Here is a 17,891-nt window from a genome sequence, read left to right as displayed (position 1 = left end):
CACCATTGTGTCGATCAAGGAAATCGGCTGACAATGCTATCCCGATTTGCGAACGGCGGTGCAATGCCCTTCGGGTATTGCACCCTACGGTTGCGGTTGCGGTTGCGGTTGCGGGTGCGGGTGCGGGTGCGGGTGCGGGTGCGGGTGCGGGTGCGGTGAAATCCCGGTGAGTGCCCGTGTCAGCGGGATTTCACCGCAACGGCAGAAGCAACGGCAACGGCAAAGGCCGCTGCAACAGCAACCGCCGCTGCACCCGCGGCAGCCCGTCAATTGCACCCGCTCACCCCTACCTCCCCCCAAAACCCGCTAGAATCCACGGTTTGTTCCGCGTCACCGCGCCTCTCACCATCGCCTGCTCCCCCAGCAGAAAAACAACATGCTTACATTTCAACAAGTCATCCTCACGCTGCAAGAGTACTGGGACGCGCAAGGCTGCGCGCTGCTGCAACCCTACGACATGGAAGTCGGCGCCGGCACCTCGCATACCGCGACCTTCCTGCGGGCGATAGGCCCCGAGCCGTGGCGGGCTGCCTATGTGCAGCCGTCGCGCCGCCCCAAGGATGGCCGCTATGGCGAGAACCCGAACCGCATGCAGCACTATTACCAGTACCAGGTAGTGTTGAAGCCGGCGCCGGAAAACATTCTCGACCTGTACCTCGGCTCGCTGCAGGCGCTGGGCCTGGACCTGAAGCAGAACGATGTGCGCTTCGTCGAGGATGACTGGGAAAACCCGACCTTGGGCGCCTGGGGACTGGGCTGGGAAGTCTGGTTGAACGGCATGGAAGTGACCCAGTTCACCTATTTCCAGCAGGTCGGCGGCCTCGACTGCAAGCCGGTGCTGGGCGAGATCACCTATGGCATCGAGCGCCTGGCGATGTACCTGCAGGGCGTGGAAAACGTCTATGACCTGGTGTGGACCACCTGGGAAGAAAACGGCGTGACCAAGAAGCTGACCTACGGCGACGTGTTCCACCAGAACGAGGTCGAACAGTCCACCTACAACTTCGAGCACTCCAACACGGAATTCCTGTTTTCCCTGTTCTCCAATTACGAGAGCGAAGCCAAGCGCCTGCTGGCGGTGCCGCTGACGCTGCCGGCCTATGAAATGATCCTGAAGGCAGCCCATACCTTCAACCTGCTCGACGCCCGCGGCGCCATTTCGGTCACGGAGCGCGCCGCCTATATCGGCCGCATCCGCAACCTGTCGCGCGCAGTGGCCCAGGCCTTTTACGAATCGCGCGAAAAGCTGGGCTTCCCGATGTGCGGCGACAGCCGCCAGGCCGCCTGATATCAGCACCGTCCAAGAAATCACAACATGAATCAGACCTTACTCGTCGAACTGCTTACCGAAGAACTGCCGCCGAAAGCGCTGGCCAAGCTGGGCGCGGCCTTTGCCGCCGGCCTCTTCAACGGATTGAAAGCGCGCGCCTTCCTCGAAGCCGACGCCGCCTGCACCGCCTATGCCACGCCGCGCCGCCTGGCCGTCACCATCAGCGGCGTGCGCGCCGGCTCGCCGGACAAGTCGATCCGCGAAAAGGTGCTGCCGGTAACGGTCGCGCTGGACGCCGAAGGCAAGCCCAGCGCGCCGCTGGCCAAGAAACTGGCCGCGCTGGCGCAGACCGCCGGCGTGCCGCAGATCAGCCTGGAGCAGCTCGAACGCGCGCAGGATGGCAAGGCCGAAAGCTTTTTCTTCACCTACACCGCGCCCGGCGCGCCGCTGCAGACCGGCCTGCAGGCCAGCCTGGAAGAAGCGGTCGCCAAGCTGCCGATCCCGAAAGTGATGAGCTACCAGCGTCCGGACGGCGCCACCGTGCAGTTCGTGCGTCCGGTGCACCGCCTGACCGCGCTGCTCGGCGCCGACATCGTGCCGGTGTCGCTGCTGGGCCTGCAGGCATCCAACGTCACCCTCGGCCATCGCTTCCTGGCGCCCGGCGAGATCGTCATCGCCAGCGCCGACAGCTATGCCGCCACGCTGGAAAACCAGGGCCGCGTGATTCCCGGCATCGAGGCGCGCAAGGAGCGCATCCGCGACGCCCTCCAGGCTGCCGCCGGCGGCGACCAGATCCTGATGCCCGAGTCGCTGCTCGACGAAGTCAATGCGCTGGTCGAATGGCCGGTGGTCTATGCCTGCAACTTCGAGAGCGAATTCCTGACGGTGCCGCAGGAATGCCTGATCCTCACCATGCAGACCAACCAGAAATACTTCGCGCTGACCGACGCCGCCGGCAAGCTGCGCTCGCGCTTCCTGATCGTCTCCAACCTGGAAACCGACGACCCGCGCCACATCATCGGCGGCAATGAGCGCGTGGTGCGGCCGCGCCTGTCGGACGCCAAGTTCTTCTTCGAGCAGGACAAGAAGAAAAAGCTGGCCGAGCGCGTGCCGGGCCTGGCCAACGTGGTCTATCACAACAAGCTGGGCAGCCAGGGCGAGCGCACCGGCCGCGTCACCGCGCTGGCGGTGGAAATCGCCGGCATGCTCAAAGCCGACGCCAACCTCGCCGCGCGCGCCGCGCAGCTGGCCAAGACCGATTTGCTGACCGACATGGTCGGCGAGTTTCCCGAACTGCAGGGCATCATGGGCACCTATTACGCCCGCCATGACGGCGAGCCGGAGGAAGTGGCGCAATCGATTTCCGAGCATTACCAGCCACGCTATGCCGGCGACGCCCTGCCCGCCACCGTCACCGGCACCGTGGTGGCCCTGGCCGACAAGCTCGAAACCCTGGTCGGCATCTGGGGCATCGGCCTGGCGCCGACCGGCGACAAGGACCCGTTCGCGCTGCGCCGCCATGCGCTGGGCATCCTGCGCATGCTGGTGGAAAAGCGGCTGCCGCTGGCGATCTCGGCCCTGCTGCAGGCGACTGCCGCGCTGTTTGCCGGCAACGCCAACTTCAAGGACCCCGTGGCCGAAGTCACCGCCTTCCTGTACGACCGCCTGCGCGGCCTGCTGCGCGAGCGCGGCTTCACCCAGAACGAAGTCGAGGCAGTGATCGCCCAGCAGCCGGACGTGCTGGACAACATCGTCGAGCGGCTGGAAGCGGTGCAGGCCTTTGCCGCGCTGCCTGAAGCCGAGGCGCTGGCCGCGGCCAACAAGCGCATCACCAACATCCTGAAGAAGGCCGATACGGCAGGCGCCGCGGTGCAGAGCGGCCTGCTGCAGGAAAGCGCGGAACAGGGCCTGTATGCGGCCATGACCAGCCTGAAGCCCACCGTCGAGCAGGCCTATGCGCAGGGCGACTTCGCCACGACGTTGAAGGGCCTGGCGCATCTGCGCACCGATGTCGACGCCTTCTTCAACGATGTGATGGTGATGGCCGAGGACATCGGCCTGCGCAACAACCGCGTCGCGCTGCTGTCGGAGCTGCACGGCATGATGAACCGCGTGGCCGACATCTCCAAGCTGGCCGCCTGACGGGAACTGGCATGAAGCTCATCATTCTCGACCGTGACGGCGTCATCAACTACGACTCGGACGAGTTCATCAAGTCGCCGGCCGAGTGGATACCGATTCCGGGCTCGCTGGAAGCGATCGCCCGGCTCAACCAGGCCGGCTACCGGGTGGTGGTTGCCACCAACCAGTCCGGCGTGGCGCGCGGCCTGTTCGACGTTTCCACGCTGAACGCGATCCATCAGAAGCTGCACGCCGCGGCGCAGCAGGTCGGCGCCGACGTCGACGCCATCTTCTACTGCCCGCATGCGGCCGACGAGAACTGCGACTGCCGCAAGCCCAAGCCCGGCATGCTGCACACCATCGCCACCCGCTTCAATACCAGCCTGAAGGGCGTGCCCAACGTCGGCGACTCGCTGCGCGATCTGCAGGCTGGCTATGGCGTGGGCTGCGTGCCGTATCTGGTCATGACCGGCAAGGGCGGACGCACGCTGGAAAAGGGCGGCCTGCCGCCCGGCACGCTGATCTTTCCCGACCTCGCCAGCGTGGTCGACAGCCTGCTCAAGGACAGCGCGCCGGCGCCGCTGGAAGAACTGACCCCGCAAAAGGACGGTAAGCGGCGGCTCGCCTGAGCCCCTGCAGCATCCTGCCGCCACCCGATTGGAGATTGAATGTCACGCACGATCCTGTTTCTGCGTTCGCTGCTGTTTGCGTTGCTGATTACCCTGGCCACCGTGGTCTGGGCGCCGATGTGCTTCCTGTTCGCGCCCATGTCCTACCCCAACCGCTACTACTGGACTTCGCGCTGGAATGTATTCGTGATCTGGGCCGCCAAGGTCGTATGCGGCATCCGCTACGAGATTCGCGGTTATGAAAACCTGCCGGACGGCCCGGCGGTGCTGCTGTCGAAGCACCAGTCGGCCTGGGAAACCATCTTCTACCTGTGCGCGATGCCGCATCCGCTGGTGTATGTGTTCAAGAAGGAGATCACCTACATTCCCTTCTTCGGCTGGGGCATCGCGCTGCTGCGCATGATCCCGATCGACCGCAGCAAGGGCAAGGATGCGATGGCCAGGGTGATCTCGATCGGCCGCCAGCGACTGGCCGATGGCCAGTGGATCATCATGTTCCCCGAAGGCACCCGCAGCGCGGTCGGCAGGCAGGGCAAGTACAAGGGCGGCGGCGCCAGGCTGGCGGTGGAAACCAATACGCCGGTGGTGCCGATCGCGATGAATTCCGGCGAATGCTGGCCGCGCAACGCCTTCATCAAGAAGCCGGGCCTGATCACCGTATCGATCGGCAAGCCGATTTCGCCGGAAGGCCTGACACCGGGCGAACTGCTGCAGCAGGTCGAAACCTGGATCGAATCGGAAATGCGGGTGATTTCGCCGGCGGTGTATGCAGGCGAAAAGCAGCCCGTCCCGCAGGCTGCGCCGGCAAAGTGAGATCCATGCAATGAAGGCGGCGCGCAAGCCGGCCACGGCGGAACAGCCGCCACTGGCATTGGCGTCCAGCCCGGCGGCGCTCCCGCCCGGCGCCAGCCTGCGCCGTCTGAAGCTGGCCGCCGGCATGCTGGACTATGTGCTGCTGCGCTCGAAGCGCCGCACCATCGGCTTCCTGATCAGCGACAGCGGCCTGCGGGTCACTGCGCCGCGCTGGGTCACGCTGCGCGACATCGAAGCGGCCATTCTCGGCAAGGAAAGCTGGATCGTGTCCAAGCTGCGGCTGCGCCAGGAACGCGCCAGCCAGCGCAGCGCATGCCGCATGGAATGGCGCGACGGCGCCGCCCTGCCCTACCTGGGCGGCGCGCTGACGCTGCGCCTGCATGCGGCCCCGGTGGCCGCCATCCACCACCATGCGGCCAGCAACGAGCTGGCGGTGCATCTGCCGGACGATGCGCCGGAACAAGCATTGAAGGACATCGTGAAGTACTGGCTCCAGCAGCAGGCGCACCGCCTGTTCGCCGAGCGCCTGCCGCTGTATGCCGAGCGCCTGGGCGTGCAATACCGTGCCTTCACCCTGACCTCGGCCCGTACCCAATGGGGCTCCTGCACCGCGGCCGGCATGATCCGGCTGAACTGGCGCCTGATGCATTTCGCCCACGAGCAGATCGACTACGTCGTGGCGCATGAACTGGCGCACCTGCGCGAGATGAACCATAGCCCGCGCTTCTGGGCCATCGTGGCCTCGGTGTTCCCGGACTATGCGGCGGCCAGGAAGGTGCTGCGGGAGCGCGGCCCGGAGCTGTTGCCGGTGTTTTGATCCACCGCCAGCGAAGCGGACGTCACCCGGTTACAATCCGGCTTTCCCTGTTTTATGCAAAGGACAACCATGCGCTTGCTGCATACCATGCTGCGGGTCGGCGACCTGCAACGCTCCATCGATTTCTATACCAACGTGCTGGGCATGAAACTGCTGCGCACCAGCGACAATCCGGAATACAAATACAAGCTGGCCTTCATGGGCTATGGCACCAATCCGGAACATGCCGAGCTGGAACTGACCTACAACTACGGCGTCGAGAGCTACGAGATGGGCACCGCTTACGGCCACATCGCCATCGGCGTGGACGATGCGAAGAAAGCCTGCGACGCGGCCCGCACTGCCGGCGGCAACGTGACCCGCGAGCCCGGCCCGGTCAAGGGCGGCTCGACCGTAATCGCCTTCCTGACGGATCCGGATGGCTACAAGGTGGAACTGATCGAACGGCCGGAGGCGTCGTCGGGATTGCACAAGAAGTAAGAGCCGGCTGCTGCAAGGCGCCTTGCGGATCGGAAGGATAGACTGACGATCAGGGTATCCGGGCGTTGTTGAACGGGTTGAAGCCGTTGCTTCTGCAGTAGTCGTAGCTATTGTCTTTGACGTCCGCGCAGCGACGGTTGCGGTTGCGGTTGCGGTTGCCGTTGCCGTTGCAGTGAAATCCCGTTGAGCGCGCCGTGTCAGCGGTGCCCGGAGCGGGAAAAGGTGCGGCGTCTGTCTGAGCCAAGCGCAGCTTGGCGAGTTTAGCCGCGCCCCGCTCCGGGCATCGCTGGCACGGGCACCCCGCGCAGCGGGGCGCGATCACCGGGTCGCCTTTTTTTGGTTACTTTTTTTGGCGACGCAAAAAAAGTGACCCGGCCGCCGGGACGGATTCCCGGCTTGTCTCCACGGCAGTGCAGCCGCCTTGCGTCATCCGGCAAGGCACGGGCAGCACTGTCGGTGTTGTCGTTGACGTGTTCGTTGAACATGGCTTAACGTCAACAGCAACTGCTGCTTCGCAGTGACGTCTTTACGCGGGTGAAACAAGCCGACTGCACTGTCGTCATGACCAGGCCGGGTGTTCGCCCCGGCGGGCGAGTCACTTTTTTTCTTCGCCAAAAAAGTAACCAAAAAAGGCGACCCCGACTGTGCCGCCCCGCTGCGCGGGGTTCCCGTGCCGTCGATACCCGGAGCGGGGCGCGGCTAAACTCGCTCCGCTGCGCGGGGCTCAGACAGACGCCGCACCTTTTCCCGCTCCGGACATCGCCGTCACGGCGGTACACAGACGGGGGTCCTAACTGCAACTGCAACTGCAACTGCAACTGCAACTGCGTTCATACCCCATGTCCACAAACCTACAAAAAGAAAACGCCCCCTATTTCATCCAGGCTATGCCTCGGTGAAACAGGGGGCGTGGCAGGCAGGACGAAGGCCCATGTCAGGCCTTCGCTGCAAGTCTTACTGGCAGGCTTCGCATTCCTCGAAACCATCGTCGCCGGGGCGCAGCATGCAGGCCGGGCCTTCCGGTTCCTGCGTTGCCATGGCCGCTGCTGCTGCCGCATGCGACATCAGGCCGCCGCTGGCGCCGCCGTCGCTGTTGACCGCATTCAGCGCGCCGGTGCGGGTGGTCGACTTCTCGGTGTGCGTCGCGCCGATGGTGCGCAGATAGTAGGTGGTTTTCAGGCCACGCAGCCATGCCAGCTTGTAGGTCTCATCCAGCTTCTTGCCCGAGGCGCCTGCCATGTAGATATTGAGCGACTGCGCCTGGTCGATCCACTTCTGGCGACGCGATGCCGCTTCCACCAGCCACTTCGGCTCGACCTCGAACGCGGTGGCATACAGCTCGCGCAGGTCCTGCGGAATGCGGTCGATGCGGGCCAGGCTGCCGTCGAAGTATTTCAGGTCGGAGACCATCACTTCATCCCACAGGCCGCGTGCCTTCAGGTCGCGCACCAGGTGCTCGTTGATCTCGGTGAACTCGCCCGACAGGTTGGACTTCACATACAGGTTCTGGTACGTCGGCTCGATGCATGCCGACACGCCGATGATGTTGGAAATCGTCGCCGTCGGCGCGATCGCCACGCAGTTGGAATTGCGCATGCCGTGCTGGGCGATGCGGCCGCGCAGCGCGCTCCAGTCCATGGTGGAGCTGCCGTCGACTTCCAGGTAGCCGCCGCGCTCTTCCGCCAGCAGCTTCAGCGAATCCTGCGGCAGGATGCCGCGGTCCCACAGCGAGCCCTGGTAAGAGCTGTAGCGGCCGCGCTCCTCGGCCAGTTCGGTCGATGCATAGTAGGCGTAGTAGCAGACCGCTTCCATCGAACGGTCGGCGAAATCCACCGCCGCGTTGGAGGCATACGGCACCCGCATCATGTGCAGGCAGTCCTGGAAGCCCATGATGCCCAGGCCCACCGGACGATGGCGCATGTTGGAGTCGCGCGCCTTGTTCACCGCGTAGTAGTTGATGTCGATCACGTTGTCCAGCATGCGCATCGCGGTGCGGATGGTCTGCTGCAGCTTGGCATGGTCGAGCTGGCCGTTCTTCATGTGCGCCGGCAGGTTGACCGAGCCCAGGTTGCAGACCGCGATCTCGGAATCGTTGGTGTTCAGGGTGATCTCGGTGCAGAGGTTCGAGCTGTGCACCACGCCCACGTGCTGCTGCGGCGAGCGGATGTTGCATGGATCCTTGAAGGTGATCCATGGATGGCCGGTTTCAAACAGCATCGACAGCATCTTGCGCCACAGGTCCAGCGCCTGCACTTTCTTGAACAGGCGCAGTTCGCCGCTGGCGGCCTTGGCTTCGTAGCCGAGGTAAGCCTGTTCGAAAGCGCGGCCGACCTTGTCGTGCAGGTCCGGCACGTCGCTCGGCGAGAACAGCGTCCATTCGCCCTTTTCCATCACGCGCTTCATGAACAGGTCGGGAATCCAGTTCGCGGTGTTCATGTCGTGGGTGCGGCGGCGGTCGTCGCCGGTGTTCTTGCGCAGGTCGAGGAATTCCTCGATGTCCATGTGCCAGGTTTCCAGATAGGCGCAGACCGCGCCCTTGCGCTTGCCGCCCTGGTTCACTGCCACGGCGGTGTCGTTGACCACCTTCAGGAACGGCACCACGCCCTGGCTCTTGCCATTGGTGCCCTTGATGTGGGCGCCCAGCGCGCGCACCGGGGTCCAGTCATTGCCCAGGCCGCCGGCGAACTTGGCCAAGAGCGCATTGTCCTTGATCGCGTCGTAAATGCCTTCGAGATCGTCCGACACCGTGGTCAGGTAGCAGGAAGACAGCTGCGAGCGCAGCGTGCCGGAGTTGAACAGGGTCGGGGTCGAGCTCATGAAGTCGAACGACGACAGCAGGTTGTAGAACTCGATGGCGCGCTCTTCGCGCCTGGCTTCGTTCAGCGACAGGCCCATGGCAACGCGCATGTAGAACGCCTGCGGCATTTCGATGCGCACGTCGCGGATGTGCAGGAAATAGCGGTCATACAGGGTTTGCAGGCCGATGTAGCCGAATTGCAGGTCGCGCTCGGGCTTGATGGCCTTGGCCAGACGGTCGAGGTCGAACTCGGCCAGCTTGGTGTCGAGCAGTTCGGCTTCGATGCCCTTCTGGATGAAGCGCGGGAAGTAATGCAGGTAGTGGGCCGCAGCGTCGGCCTGGGCAACTTCCTGGCCAAACACTTCCTTGCGGATGGTGTGCATCAGCAGGCGCGCGGTAACCAGGCTATAGGCCGGATCCGTTTCCATCAGCGCGCGGGCCGCCAGTATGGCCGACTTGTGCAGTTCTTCGACCGGCACGCCGTCGTACAGGTTCTTTACCGTCTCGGCCAGGATGGCTTCGGCATCGACATGCTTTTCCAGGCCGATGCAGGCGGCGGTGATCAGGGTGCGGACCTGTTCCATGTCCAGCAGGCGGCGCTGGCCGTTTTCGATCACATGCAATTGCGGCACGCCAGGCACGGCGGCCCGGGCGGCCTGCTGCTGCGCGCGCTCTTCCATGCGCTTGGCGCGGTACAGCACGTAGGCGCGGGCGACGTCATGCTCGCCGGAACGCATCAGCGCCAGTTCCACCTGGTCCTGCACATCTTCGATATGGAAGGTGCCGCCGGCCGGCTGGCGGCGCATCAGGGCAGCCACGACGCTGTCGGTCAGCTGCTCGACAAGTTCACGCACGCGGGCGGACGCGGCGCCATGGCCGCCATTGACCGCTAGAAACGCCTTGGTCATGGCGATAGAGATTTTGGAAGGCTCAAAGCCAACGACCGCACCGTTGCGGCGCAGGATCCGGTAATCCGCCGACGCATTGCTGGCAGGCATCACGCCTGCGACGGCGGACAGGGATGGATTGACGGGCGTTTCTGCGCCTGTCTTGCTGGAAATTTCCTGGGATGAGTACACGAGGCCTCCTGAATCGATATTGTTGACTGGGCGTTTTGGTGATCTGTCTGTCGTGCGCGGCATACCTCTGTCGCACGGTTTCCGGAAGATGACGTCGCTGCCGGAAGGGCCACCGCCGGCTTCAGACGCACGATCTCGCATTGGGATCGGCACCATGGCGGCGCACCATCTGCACCAAAGATGAAACACTATATATAGTGATGGTTGACGCAGTAGGCACTAATTCTAGTGCGTTGGGCGCACACATGCAATAGCGTTTTCCCAACGTTCCTGCGTAAAAAAATTTGACTTTCAGGCCAGCATCGCGAAGCGCAAAGCCGGCACATCGCTTGCCCCAGCACATGCCTGCCAGTAACGCGGCCAGTCGAAAAACGGCCCCGGGTCAGTCTTTCGACCCGGGGCGATATGCTCATGCCCCGCTACGGCCCGCAACCCATAGCGCTGCCGCAGCGCCAGGGTCAGCGCCGCCAGGCTGTCATACTGCGCCGCTTCGAACGGCACGAAGTCGCTGCCTTCGAGCTCGATGCCGATCGAAAAATCATTGCACTTCTCCCGCCCTTCGAAGCTGGATAAGCCGGCATGCCAGGCGCGCGCATTGGCCGCGACGAATTGCGTCACCAGTCCATGCCGGTCGATCAGGAAATGGGCAGAGACCCGCAAGGGCCGCAACTGGTCGAAATACGGATGGACCGCATGGTCCAGGGTGTTGGTAAACAGGCCGTCGATATACGGACCGCCAAACTGCTCAGGCGGCAGGCTGATGTTATGAATCACGAGCAACTCCGGCACCACGCCCGGCGAACGTGCATCGAAGTTCGGTGACGGCAGGCGCCGCGCCTGCGGGCACCAGCCGTCCGGGTCGATGGATAGCTTGGACAACTGCTTCATGCCCTCGGATGGCGCGGACTCATTCATCGCCGCCGATCTCCAGTCGCTGCATGCGATACCTTAACTGGCGCAGCGTCAGCCCGAGCAGGCTGGCGGCCTGCGCCGGATCATTCGCCGTGCGCATCAGCGTCTCCTGAATCAGCGCGCGCTCCACCTTGTCGAGGTGATCGGGCAGGGAGCCGGCCAGCGGCGCAGGCGGCGGCCAGCTTTCGGCGAGCACCACCTGCGCCGCCGCGGCTGCTTCTGCAGGCGATGCCTCTACCCGCGGCGCCACGGCAGCAAGCGGAGCGGCTGCAGGCGTCGCCGGCTTCAGGGCCAAATCCTGCGGCTCTATCGTATCGCCGCCGGCAAAGGCAAGCGCACGTTCCAGCACATTTTCCAGTTCGCGCACATTGCCGGGAAAACTGTGTGCCAGCAGCGCATCCAGCGCGGCCGCGGACAGCCTGGTCTGCGTGGAACCGGTCAGGCGCTGCAGCACTGCCCCGGCCAACAGGCCGATATCGTCCTTGCGCTCGCGCAGCGGCGGCAGGCTCAGTTCAATCACGTTGAGCCGGTAATACAGATCCTGCCGGAACTTGCCGGCCTCGACGCAGGCGGCCAGGTTCTGATGGGTTGCGCTGATCAGGCGCACATCAACCGGCTCCTCCACCGTCGAGCCGACCTTGCGCACCCGGCGCTCCTGGATGGCGCGCAGCAGCTTGACCTGCATCGGCAGCGGCAGGTCAGCCACCTCGTCGAGCATCAGCGTGCCGCCATTGGCTGCCTGGAAGAAGCCGTCGCGATCCTCGGCGGCGCCCGTGAACGCGCCCTTGCGGTAGCCGAAGAACTCGGCTTCCATCAGTGCTTCCGGAATGGCGCCGCAGTTGACCGCGACGAACGGCTTGTCGGCCCTCGCGCTCTGCGCATGGATGTCGCGGGCCGCCAGTTCCTTGCCCGACCCGGATTCGCCGGTAATGGCCACCGGCGCCATGCTGCGCGCCAGCCGCACGATCTGGGCGCGCACGTTGCGCAGCGCCTCCGACTCGCCCAGGAGCCGCAATGCCGTCCCCAAAGCGGCAGATGGCGCGGCAGCCGGGGTCAGGCTCGGTGCCGGCGTCAGTTTCAGGGCTGACTGCACCATGACCCGCAACTGGTCCAGCGCAACCGGCTTGGACAGGTAATCGAAGGCGCCCGCCTTCAGGGCCGCCACCGCATTGTCTGCGCTGCCGAAGGCAGTGATCACGGCGATCGGCGTATTGCGGTAGTTGGCCGCGACGTCGCGCACCAGCTCGATGCCCAGGCCATCGGGCAGGCGCATGTCGGTCAGCACCATTGAATAGGCATGGCGCGTCAGATAGGTTCTGGCTTCCGCCAATGTGGCGGCGCAGTCGCTGTCCAGCCCCATTTTCAGGAAAGTGATGTCCAGCAGTTCGCGCAGGTCTGCTTCATCGTCGACGATCAATATGCGGGGTGGTGGCATGGCGTTCAGGCGTCGGGAGTGGCTAGGGTGATCACAAAGCGGCCGCTGGCCTGGGCCAGCGCCTGGTTCCAGGCATCGCTGCGGTATTCATAGTCGAGCATGGCGCCATTGTTCATGCAGAGTTCGCGCGCCACGTACAGGCCCAGGCCGGTCCCCTTGCTCGAGGTAGTGTAGAAAGGCTCGAACAGATGCGCCCGCACCTGTGGCGTGATGGCGGCGCCGTCGTCCTGCACATGCAATTCGCGCCGCTGCGCCGAGCCGGTCACCATGAACAGCCGGATCGACGCATCCTGGCCGCTGGCGTAGCGCAGCGCATTGGAAAGCAGGTTGACAATCACTTCACGCAGATGCAGCGGATCGAACAGGACCTTGCAGTCATCCAGCATGCCGACATGGATCAGGCCGGGCCGCAGCGCCTGCGCATCACGGAATTCCTCCACCATCTGCGGCACCAGCGCCGCCAGCCGCACCGGCTCATTGCCTGGCTGGGCCTTGCGCGAGAGCCGCAAAATGTCCTCGATCATCCGGTTCAGGCGGCTGACATTGTCATTGATGATATTGACCAGGCGCAGCTGCACCGGGTCGACCGCGTCCTCGGCGATCAGGGAATTGGCATGGGAAATCGCCGACAGCGGGTTGCGCACTTCATGGGCAATGCTGGCGGTCAGGCGCCCCATCGACGCCAGCTTCAACTCCTGGGCCCGGTTTTCAATTTCGCCCACATCCTGCAGGAACACCACGATGCGCTCGTTGCCGGTGGCGCCGGTGCTGGCAAAGCGCAGCCGCAGATGCGTCATCCGCTCTTCCGCCGGCTTCAGCATCACGAATGCCAGCGCAGCGGCGCTGTTGCCGGCCCAGGCAAGGTAGGCGTCGGCCACGGGCGCGAGCCAGGCAATGTCAACCAGCCGGCCCCGCGCGGCAGCACTGGACAGGCCCAGCATGCGCTCGGCGGCCGGATTGACGATGAAGATGGTGGTATCCGTGCCCATCACCAGCACGCCATCGCCCATATCGGCAATGACCAGCTGGTTGATCGCCTGCTGCGTCTGCAAGCCCTGGTGGTGTTGCATCGCCAGCTGCTCCTGCCGTATCAGCCTTCCCGCCAGCCGGTTCAGCACATAGACGGCGGAGAAGAATGCGGCGCCATACAGCCCGGCCTGGGAGATGGTCGACTCGGCCGTGGAATTGAGCAGCTGATAGGCGCTTTCCAGCAGCATGGCCAGCGCCGCCAGCGCCGTGAAGAACAGCGCCAGCACCATCGGCGCCAGCACCGCGCTGCCGGCCAGCGGGAACAGGTAGAGGATGGCAAGGCCGCTCCGGGCACCGCCAGCGGCGACATACAGCGTGCTGATGAAAACGATATCGGCCAGTACGCCCGCGGTGAGCTGCAGCAGCAGGCGCTGACGGCGCCATACCGTGACAACGCCTAAACCCACGGCGAGCGCAAGATAGACGCCACAGATCTGCCGGTAGAGAAAGCCCTCCACCATCCAGAAACCCTGCCGGGCATTGATGCTGAGATAGGCCAGCAGCACCACCGCAATGGCGATCCGGGTGACATTGAAGGTTTGCAGCGTGCGCCAGATGGTTTCCCGATTGCCTGGCCGCAGGCTGCCGGCAACAGCACTCATCCTTCAGCGCGACGCATGATGACGCCGGTGCTCTTCGCAGCAGAACACTTCGCCGGTTGCCGCGGGCAGCGCTTCCGAAGAAGGGAAATGCATGCCGCATTCAGCGCACTGCAGCATCGCCTCGGGCGCATCCACGGCGGCCCGCGGCTTGCGCTGCGCCACCGGCTTCGCCTTTGGCCTGAGCAGCCAGAACATTACAAGCGCAAGGATCACGCCCCAGATCAGGAACTTCATGCCAGTCCCCGGTGCAGCACCACTTCCAGCACGAAGCGGCTGCCGACGTAGGCCAGCAGCAGCGTGGCGAAGCCGGAAAGGGTAAAGCTGAGCGCTGTCTTGCCGCGCCATCCGCGCCAGTGGCGCCCGGCGAGAAGCAGCCCGAACAGCAGCCAGGAAAGCAGGGTGAAGATGGTTTTATGATCCCAGCGCATCGCCTGGCCAAACAATTCCTCGGAAAAGACAATGCCCGACAGCACGGTCAGGGTCAGCAATGCAAAGCCGAAACCGATCATCCGGAACAGCAGCCGCTCCATCGTCAGCAGCGCCGGCAGGCGTTCCACCATGGCCGCGAACCAGCCGAGCCGGCCGCCGGGACGGGTATGCAGGCTGGCTTCCTGCACCGCCATCAGCACTGCATGAAACGCCGCCAGCGTCAGCGAGCTGTAGGCCATGATGGCGATGGCGATATGCCAGCCATACAGAACGGGCTTGTCCTGCAACGGCACCAGGCTGCCTGGAAACAGCGCCGGCAGCACCACGGCCACCGCTGCGCTCGGCAATACCAGCACGCGCAGGCTGTCGAGTGAAAAGTTGCGGTTTTCCAGCCAATAGGCCGCGACCGATATCCACAATGTGGCCGATAGTATTACCGCAAAACCCAACCGCAACGAGCCCGGCACCACCATATCGGTCCACAGCGCGCCGCCATGGACCAGCCAGGCCAGAAGCGTACCGGCGGCAATTGCAGTGCGCTGCTGCGCCGGCAATACGGCGCAAACCAGGTAGATCAGGGCAGCCAGGAAGAAAAGGGAATTTTGCATCGCGCAAGTTTACACCATGTGCCGCGGCGGCTGCCTGCCGCTTTACTGCCGTGCCGCCTGATTTTCCGGCCGCCGCATCGGGTAAAATGCGACTCTCTTTAGATGTTCGCCCTCCTCTTTCCTATACAGAATCGTTCCCATGCTTGACAACCTGACTCAACGTCTTGCCAAAGTGGTCAAGACAATGCGCGGCGAAGCCCGCCTGACCGAAGCCAATACCGCAGACATGCTGCGCGAAGTGCGGCTGGCGCTGCTGGAAGCCGACGTCGCGCTGCCGGCGGTACGCGAATTCATCGCTCGCGTGAAGGAAAAAGCGCTGGGCGAGGAAGTGATCGGCTCGCTCACGCCCGGCCAGGCCCTGGTAGGCGTGGTCCAGGACCAGCTGGCCAAATTGATGGGCGCCGATCTCGGCCCCGAAGCCAGCCAGCTCAATTTCGCCACCCAGCCGCCGGCCATCATCCTGATGGCCGGCCTGCAGGGCGCCGGCAAGACCACCACCGTCGGCAAGCTGGCCAAATACCTGCGCGAGCAGAAGAAGAAAAAGGTGCTGACCGTCTCGACCGACGTCTATCGTCCGGCCGCCATCGGGCAGCTGCAAACCGTCACTGCCCAGGTCGGCGCCGATTTCTTCCCTTCGCAGCCGACCGACAAGCCGGTCGACATCGCCCGCGCCGCGCTGGACCATGCAAGACGCCATTTCCATGACGTGCTGATCATCGATACCGCGGGCCGCCTTGGCATCGATGAAGCGATGATGCAGGAAATCAGCGGGTTGCACGCCGCCGTCAAGCCGATCGAAACCCTGTTCGTGGTCGACGCCATGCTGGGCCAGGACGCGATCAATACCGCGCGCGCCTTCAACGAAGCGTTGCCGCTGACCGGCATCGTCCTGACCAAGCTCGACGGCGATGCCCGCGGCGGCGCGGCATTGTCGGTGCGGCACATCACCGGCAAGCCGATCAAGTTCGCCGGCGTGGCCGAGAAGCTCGATGGCCTGGAAGCATTCGACGCGCAGCGCATGGCCAACCGGATTCTTGGCATGGGCGACATCCTGGCGCTGGTGGAAGAGGCCCGCAAGGGCGTCGACGTCGCCGCCGCGCAGGGGCTGGCAGAAAAGATCAAGGGCGGCGGCAAGTTCGACCTCAACGACTTCAAGGCGCAGCTGGGCCAGATGAAGAAAATGGGCGGCCTGTCCAACCTGATGGACAAGCTGCCGGCCCAGTTCCAGCAGGCCGCCAGCGGCGCCAACATGGACCAGGCAGAAAAGCAGGTGCGGCGCATGGAAGGCATCATCAATTCGATGACGGCCCAGGAGCGCAGCAAGCCCGAGCTCATCAAGGCATCGCGCAAGCGCCGCATCGCCGCCGGCGCCGGGGTGCCGGTTCAGGAAGTCAACCGCATGCTGTCGCAGTTCGACCAGATGCAATCGATGATGAAGAAGCTCAAGGGCGGCGGCATGATGAAGATGATGCGCAGCATGAAAGGCATGATGCCCGGCATGCGCTGAAAGGCCGCGCAGAAGCCGGTCGCAAGACCGGCCAAACAGCCGTTCGCAAGCCCCGTTTTCCCTATGAAGAACCGGCTGTGGCCGCAATGCGATTTTGCGGCCATATAGTTGTAAAAAACACTTGCGTACCTTGCAAAAGCCACCCACTATTAGCGATGCGTGACATGGCGCAATTTTTTAACGCTATAGTGAGGAGGTTTGAAGATGGCAACAGCCAAAAAATCAGCAGCCACTAAACCGGCCGCCAAGAAGTCAGCTGCAAAAACCGCAGCTTCCAGCAAGAGCCCGGCAGCAAAAGCAGCACCCGCAAAAAAATCTTCCAGCGCTCCGGTAGCGAAAAAAGCCGCTGGCAAGACCGCCGCCAAGGCAGCTAAATCCGCCAGCCCGCGCACGCCCAATGCAGCATTCATGAAGCCTCTGACGCCGTCCGATACGCTGGCCGCCGTTGTTGGCAATGCCCCGTTGCCGCGCACTGAAGTCACCAAGAAGGTCTGGGACTACATCAAGAAGAACAAGCTGCAGGATGAAGCCAACAAGCGCAACATCAATGCAGATGACAAATTGAAGGCAGTCTTTGGCGGCAAGAAGCAGGTATCGATGTTCGAGATGACGAAACTCATTTCCGGCCACCTGAAATGATCTTTCAGGAGCTAAACAAAAACGCCCGCTAGCGCGGGCGTTTTTGTTTATGCATCAGTGACTGACCATCCGAAGGCGCCCTAGCGTTTCGATTCCTTTAGCTCCTTCAGTTCCCATAGCTTCCACGCGCTTTGCACGGCGTTCGGGTACTCCGGCCTGCCCCGGCTGCCGTTGTACCTGCCCAGCGCAAGGAAAAGGTCGCCGCGCTCCATATCGATGTACAGCCGCAGTATCGAGCAGCCATAACGCAGATTGGTCTGCATGTGAAACAGCTTGGCGGGATCGCCGTCGCCAATGACCCGGGTCCAAAAGGGCATCACCTGCATATAGCCGCGTGCGCCGGCATGAGACACCGCATATTTGCGGAATGCCGATTCCACCTGCACCAGGCCCAGCACCAAGTCTGGCGCCAGCCCGGCACGGGTGGATTCATACCACAAGGTTTCCAGAAATTCGATGCGGACCTGGCGGTCCGGCAGCCGCCGCTTGAGTCGCTCGGACATCTCGGCCAGCCAGTTCAGGTACCTGATGCGCTGATCGATATCCTCGATACGGACCTTGGGCGGCGCTGAATCGGTGATGGCGCGCGACAGCGCCACACGGACCGCATCCGCAAGCGCTTCTTCCTTCTGATTGCCGGCATGACCGTCGGCCGCAAGGCCGAGTCCGGCGCTGAAACCCGACGTCAGAAGCAGCCGCAACAGCAGTCTTCGGCTTTGCGCCG

At 63.7% G+C, this 17,891-nt stretch carries 15 protein-coding genes; 8 read left to right on the top strand and 7 right to left on the bottom strand.

Annotated elements, in window-relative coordinates; all coding sequences use genetic code 11:
* The first annotated feature begins 376 nt into the window (after positions 1 to 376).
* The 6 genes from glyQ to gloA all read left to right on the top strand — a co-directional run bounded on the left by glyQ (position 377) and on the right by gloA (position 6,130).
* The gene (gene glyQ / locus IGW04_RS03520) at positions 377 to 1,288 is read left to right on the top strand and encodes a glycine--tRNA ligase subunit alpha (RefSeq protein WP_194711636.1); all 912 of its coding nucleotides are present in this window, start codon (positions 377 to 379) and stop codon (positions 1,286 to 1,288) included.
* A 27-nt stretch (positions 1,289 to 1,315) separates the two neighbouring features.
* On the top strand, positions 1,316 to 3,412 hold the full coding sequence (gene glyS / locus IGW04_RS03515) for a glycine--tRNA ligase subunit beta (RefSeq protein ID WP_194711635.1): 2,097 nt from the start codon (positions 1,316 to 1,318) through the stop codon (positions 3,410 to 3,412).
* A gap of 11 nt (positions 3,413 to 3,423) precedes the next feature.
* On the top strand, positions 3,424 to 4,020 hold the full coding sequence (gmhB, locus tag IGW04_RS03510) for a D-glycero-beta-D-manno-heptose 1,7-bisphosphate 7-phosphatase (RefSeq protein ID WP_194711634.1): 597 nt from the start codon (positions 3,424 to 3,426) through the stop codon (positions 4,018 to 4,020).
* A gap of 39 nt (positions 4,021 to 4,059) precedes the next feature.
* On the top strand, positions 4,060 to 4,833 hold the full coding sequence (locus tag IGW04_RS03505) for a lysophospholipid acyltransferase family protein (RefSeq protein ID WP_194711633.1): 774 nt from the start codon (positions 4,060 to 4,062) through the stop codon (positions 4,831 to 4,833).
* Positions 4,787 to 5,650: a M48 family metallopeptidase gene (locus IGW04_RS03500; RefSeq protein WP_323744804.1), complete on the top strand. Its 864-nt coding sequence runs from the start codon at positions 4,787 to 4,789 to the stop codon at positions 5,648 to 5,650. Before IGW04_RS03505 ends, IGW04_RS03500 begins: the two co-directional genes overlap by 47 nt.
* Before the next feature lie 69 nt (positions 5,651 to 5,719).
* A complete protein-coding gene (gene gloA / locus IGW04_RS03495) occupies positions 5,720 to 6,130 on the top strand; it encodes a lactoylglutathione lyase (RefSeq protein ID WP_194711632.1) in 411 nt (136 codons plus the stop codon).
* 954 nt (positions 6,131 to 7,084) lie between these two features.
* Here the strand turns inward: gloA and IGW04_RS03490 are convergent.
* The 6 genes from IGW04_RS03490 to IGW04_RS03465 all read right to left on the bottom strand — a co-directional run bounded on the left by IGW04_RS03490 (position 7,085) and on the right by IGW04_RS03465 (position 15,021).
* A complete protein-coding gene (locus tag IGW04_RS03490; protein ID WP_228526838.1) occupies positions 7,085 to 9,925 on the bottom strand; it encodes a ribonucleoside-diphosphate reductase subunit alpha in 2,841 nt (946 codons plus the stop codon).
* A 372-nt stretch (positions 9,926 to 10,297) separates the two neighbouring features.
* A complete protein-coding gene (gene ampD / locus IGW04_RS03485) occupies positions 10,298 to 10,921 on the bottom strand; it encodes a 1,6-anhydro-N-acetylmuramyl-L-alanine amidase AmpD (protein ID WP_228526805.1) in 624 nt (207 codons plus the stop codon).
* A complete protein-coding gene (locus IGW04_RS03480) occupies positions 10,914 to 12,353 on the bottom strand; it encodes a sigma-54-dependent transcriptional regulator (RefSeq protein WP_194711630.1) in 1,440 nt (479 codons plus the stop codon). Before IGW04_RS03480 ends, ampD begins: the two co-directional genes overlap by 8 nt.
* 5 nt (positions 12,354 to 12,358) lie before the next feature.
* Positions 12,359 to 13,984, bottom strand: a complete 1,626-nt coding sequence (locus IGW04_RS03475) for a sensor histidine kinase (RefSeq protein WP_194711629.1) — start codon at positions 13,982 to 13,984, stop codon at positions 12,359 to 12,361.
* A gap of 3 nt (positions 13,985 to 13,987) precedes the next feature.
* Complete coding sequence (locus IGW04_RS03470; RefSeq protein ID WP_194711628.1) at positions 13,988 to 14,218, bottom strand: PP0621 family protein; 231 nt, start codon at positions 14,216 to 14,218, stop codon at positions 13,988 to 13,990.
* Positions 14,215 to 15,021 carry a cytochrome C assembly family protein gene (locus IGW04_RS03465; protein WP_194711627.1) on the bottom strand — a complete coding sequence of 269 codons (807 nt, stop codon included), beginning with the start codon at positions 15,019 to 15,021 and terminating at the stop codon, positions 14,215 to 14,217. The genes IGW04_RS03470 and IGW04_RS03465 overlap by 4 nt, the downstream gene beginning before the upstream one ends.
* 139 nt (positions 15,022 to 15,160) lie before the next feature.
* Between IGW04_RS03465 and ffh the strand changes: the two genes are divergently transcribed.
* Both ffh and IGW04_RS03455 read left to right on the top strand, forming a co-directional pair.
* On the top strand, positions 15,161 to 16,528 hold the full coding sequence (ffh, locus tag IGW04_RS03460) for a signal recognition particle protein (protein ID WP_194711626.1): 1,368 nt from the start codon (positions 15,161 to 15,163) through the stop codon (positions 16,526 to 16,528).
* A 204-nt stretch (positions 16,529 to 16,732) separates the two neighbouring features.
* A complete protein-coding gene (locus IGW04_RS03455) occupies positions 16,733 to 17,167 on the top strand; it encodes an SWIB/MDM2 domain-containing protein (protein ID WP_194711625.1) in 435 nt (144 codons plus the stop codon).
* Positions 17,168 to 17,247: 80 nt separating this feature from the next.
* Here IGW04_RS03455 and IGW04_RS03450 read toward each other — a convergent pair whose 3' ends face one another.
* Entirely contained in the window at positions 17,248 to 17,868 is a 621-nt protein-coding gene (locus tag IGW04_RS03450) for a lytic transglycosylase domain-containing protein (protein WP_228526803.1), read from the bottom strand.
* Between the last annotated feature and the right edge of the window lie 23 nt (positions 17,869 to 17,891).

It is taken from the genome of Noviherbaspirillum soli (genome assembly GCF_015352955.1).
GTDB lineage: Bacteria > Pseudomonadota > Gammaproteobacteria > Burkholderiales > Burkholderiaceae_D > Noviherbaspirillum_A > Noviherbaspirillum_A soli.
Note: the sequence above shows the minus strand (reverse complement) of the source record. Positions and strands in the feature narration are given on the sequence as shown.

What these genes read in the sequence shown, in the direction of transcription:
- glyQ (WP_194711636.1), top strand. Translation starts at nt 377, where the DNA reads ATGCTTACATTTCAACAAGTCATCCTCACGCTGCAAGAGTACTGGGAC.
- glyS (WP_194711635.1), top strand. Translation starts at nt 1,316, where the DNA reads ATGAATCAGACCTTACTCGTCGAACTGCTTACCGAAGAACTGCCGCCG.
- gmhB (WP_194711634.1), top strand. Translation starts at nt 3,424, where the DNA reads ATGAAGCTCATCATTCTCGACCGTGACGGCGTCATCAACTACGACTCG.
- IGW04_RS03505 (WP_194711633.1), top strand. Translation starts at nt 4,060, where the DNA reads ATGTCACGCACGATCCTGTTTCTGCGTTCGCTGCTGTTTGCGTTGCTG.
- IGW04_RS03500 (WP_323744804.1), top strand. Translation starts at nt 4,787, where the DNA reads ATGCAGGCGAAAAGCAGCCCGTCCCGCAGGCTGCGCCGGCAAAGTGAG.
- gloA (WP_194711632.1), top strand. Translation starts at nt 5,720, where the DNA reads ATGCGCTTGCTGCATACCATGCTGCGGGTCGGCGACCTGCAACGCTCC.
- IGW04_RS03490 (WP_228526838.1), bottom strand. Translation starts at nt 9,925, where the DNA reads ATGCCTGCCAGCAATGCGTCGGCGGATTACCGGATCCTGCGCCGCAAC.
- ampD (WP_228526805.1), bottom strand. Translation starts at nt 10,921, where the DNA reads ATGAATGAGTCCGCGCCATCCGAGGGCATGAAGCAGTTGTCCAAGCTA.
- IGW04_RS03480 (WP_194711630.1), bottom strand. Translation starts at nt 12,353, where the DNA reads ATGCCACCACCCCGCATATTGATCGTCGACGATGAAGCAGACCTGCGC.
- IGW04_RS03475 (WP_194711629.1), bottom strand. Translation starts at nt 13,984, where the DNA reads ATGAGTGCTGTTGCCGGCAGCCTGCGGCCAGGCAATCGGGAAACCATC.
- IGW04_RS03470 (WP_194711628.1), bottom strand. Translation starts at nt 14,218, where the DNA reads ATGAAGTTCCTGATCTGGGGCGTGATCCTTGCGCTTGTAATGTTCTGG.
- IGW04_RS03465 (WP_194711627.1), bottom strand. Translation starts at nt 15,021, where the DNA reads ATGCAAAATTCCCTTTTCTTCCTGGCTGCCCTGATCTACCTGGTTTGC.
- ffh (WP_194711626.1), top strand. Translation starts at nt 15,161, where the DNA reads ATGCTTGACAACCTGACTCAACGTCTTGCCAAAGTGGTCAAGACAATG.
- IGW04_RS03455 (WP_194711625.1), top strand. Translation starts at nt 16,733, where the DNA reads ATGGCAACAGCCAAAAAATCAGCAGCCACTAAACCGGCCGCCAAGAAG.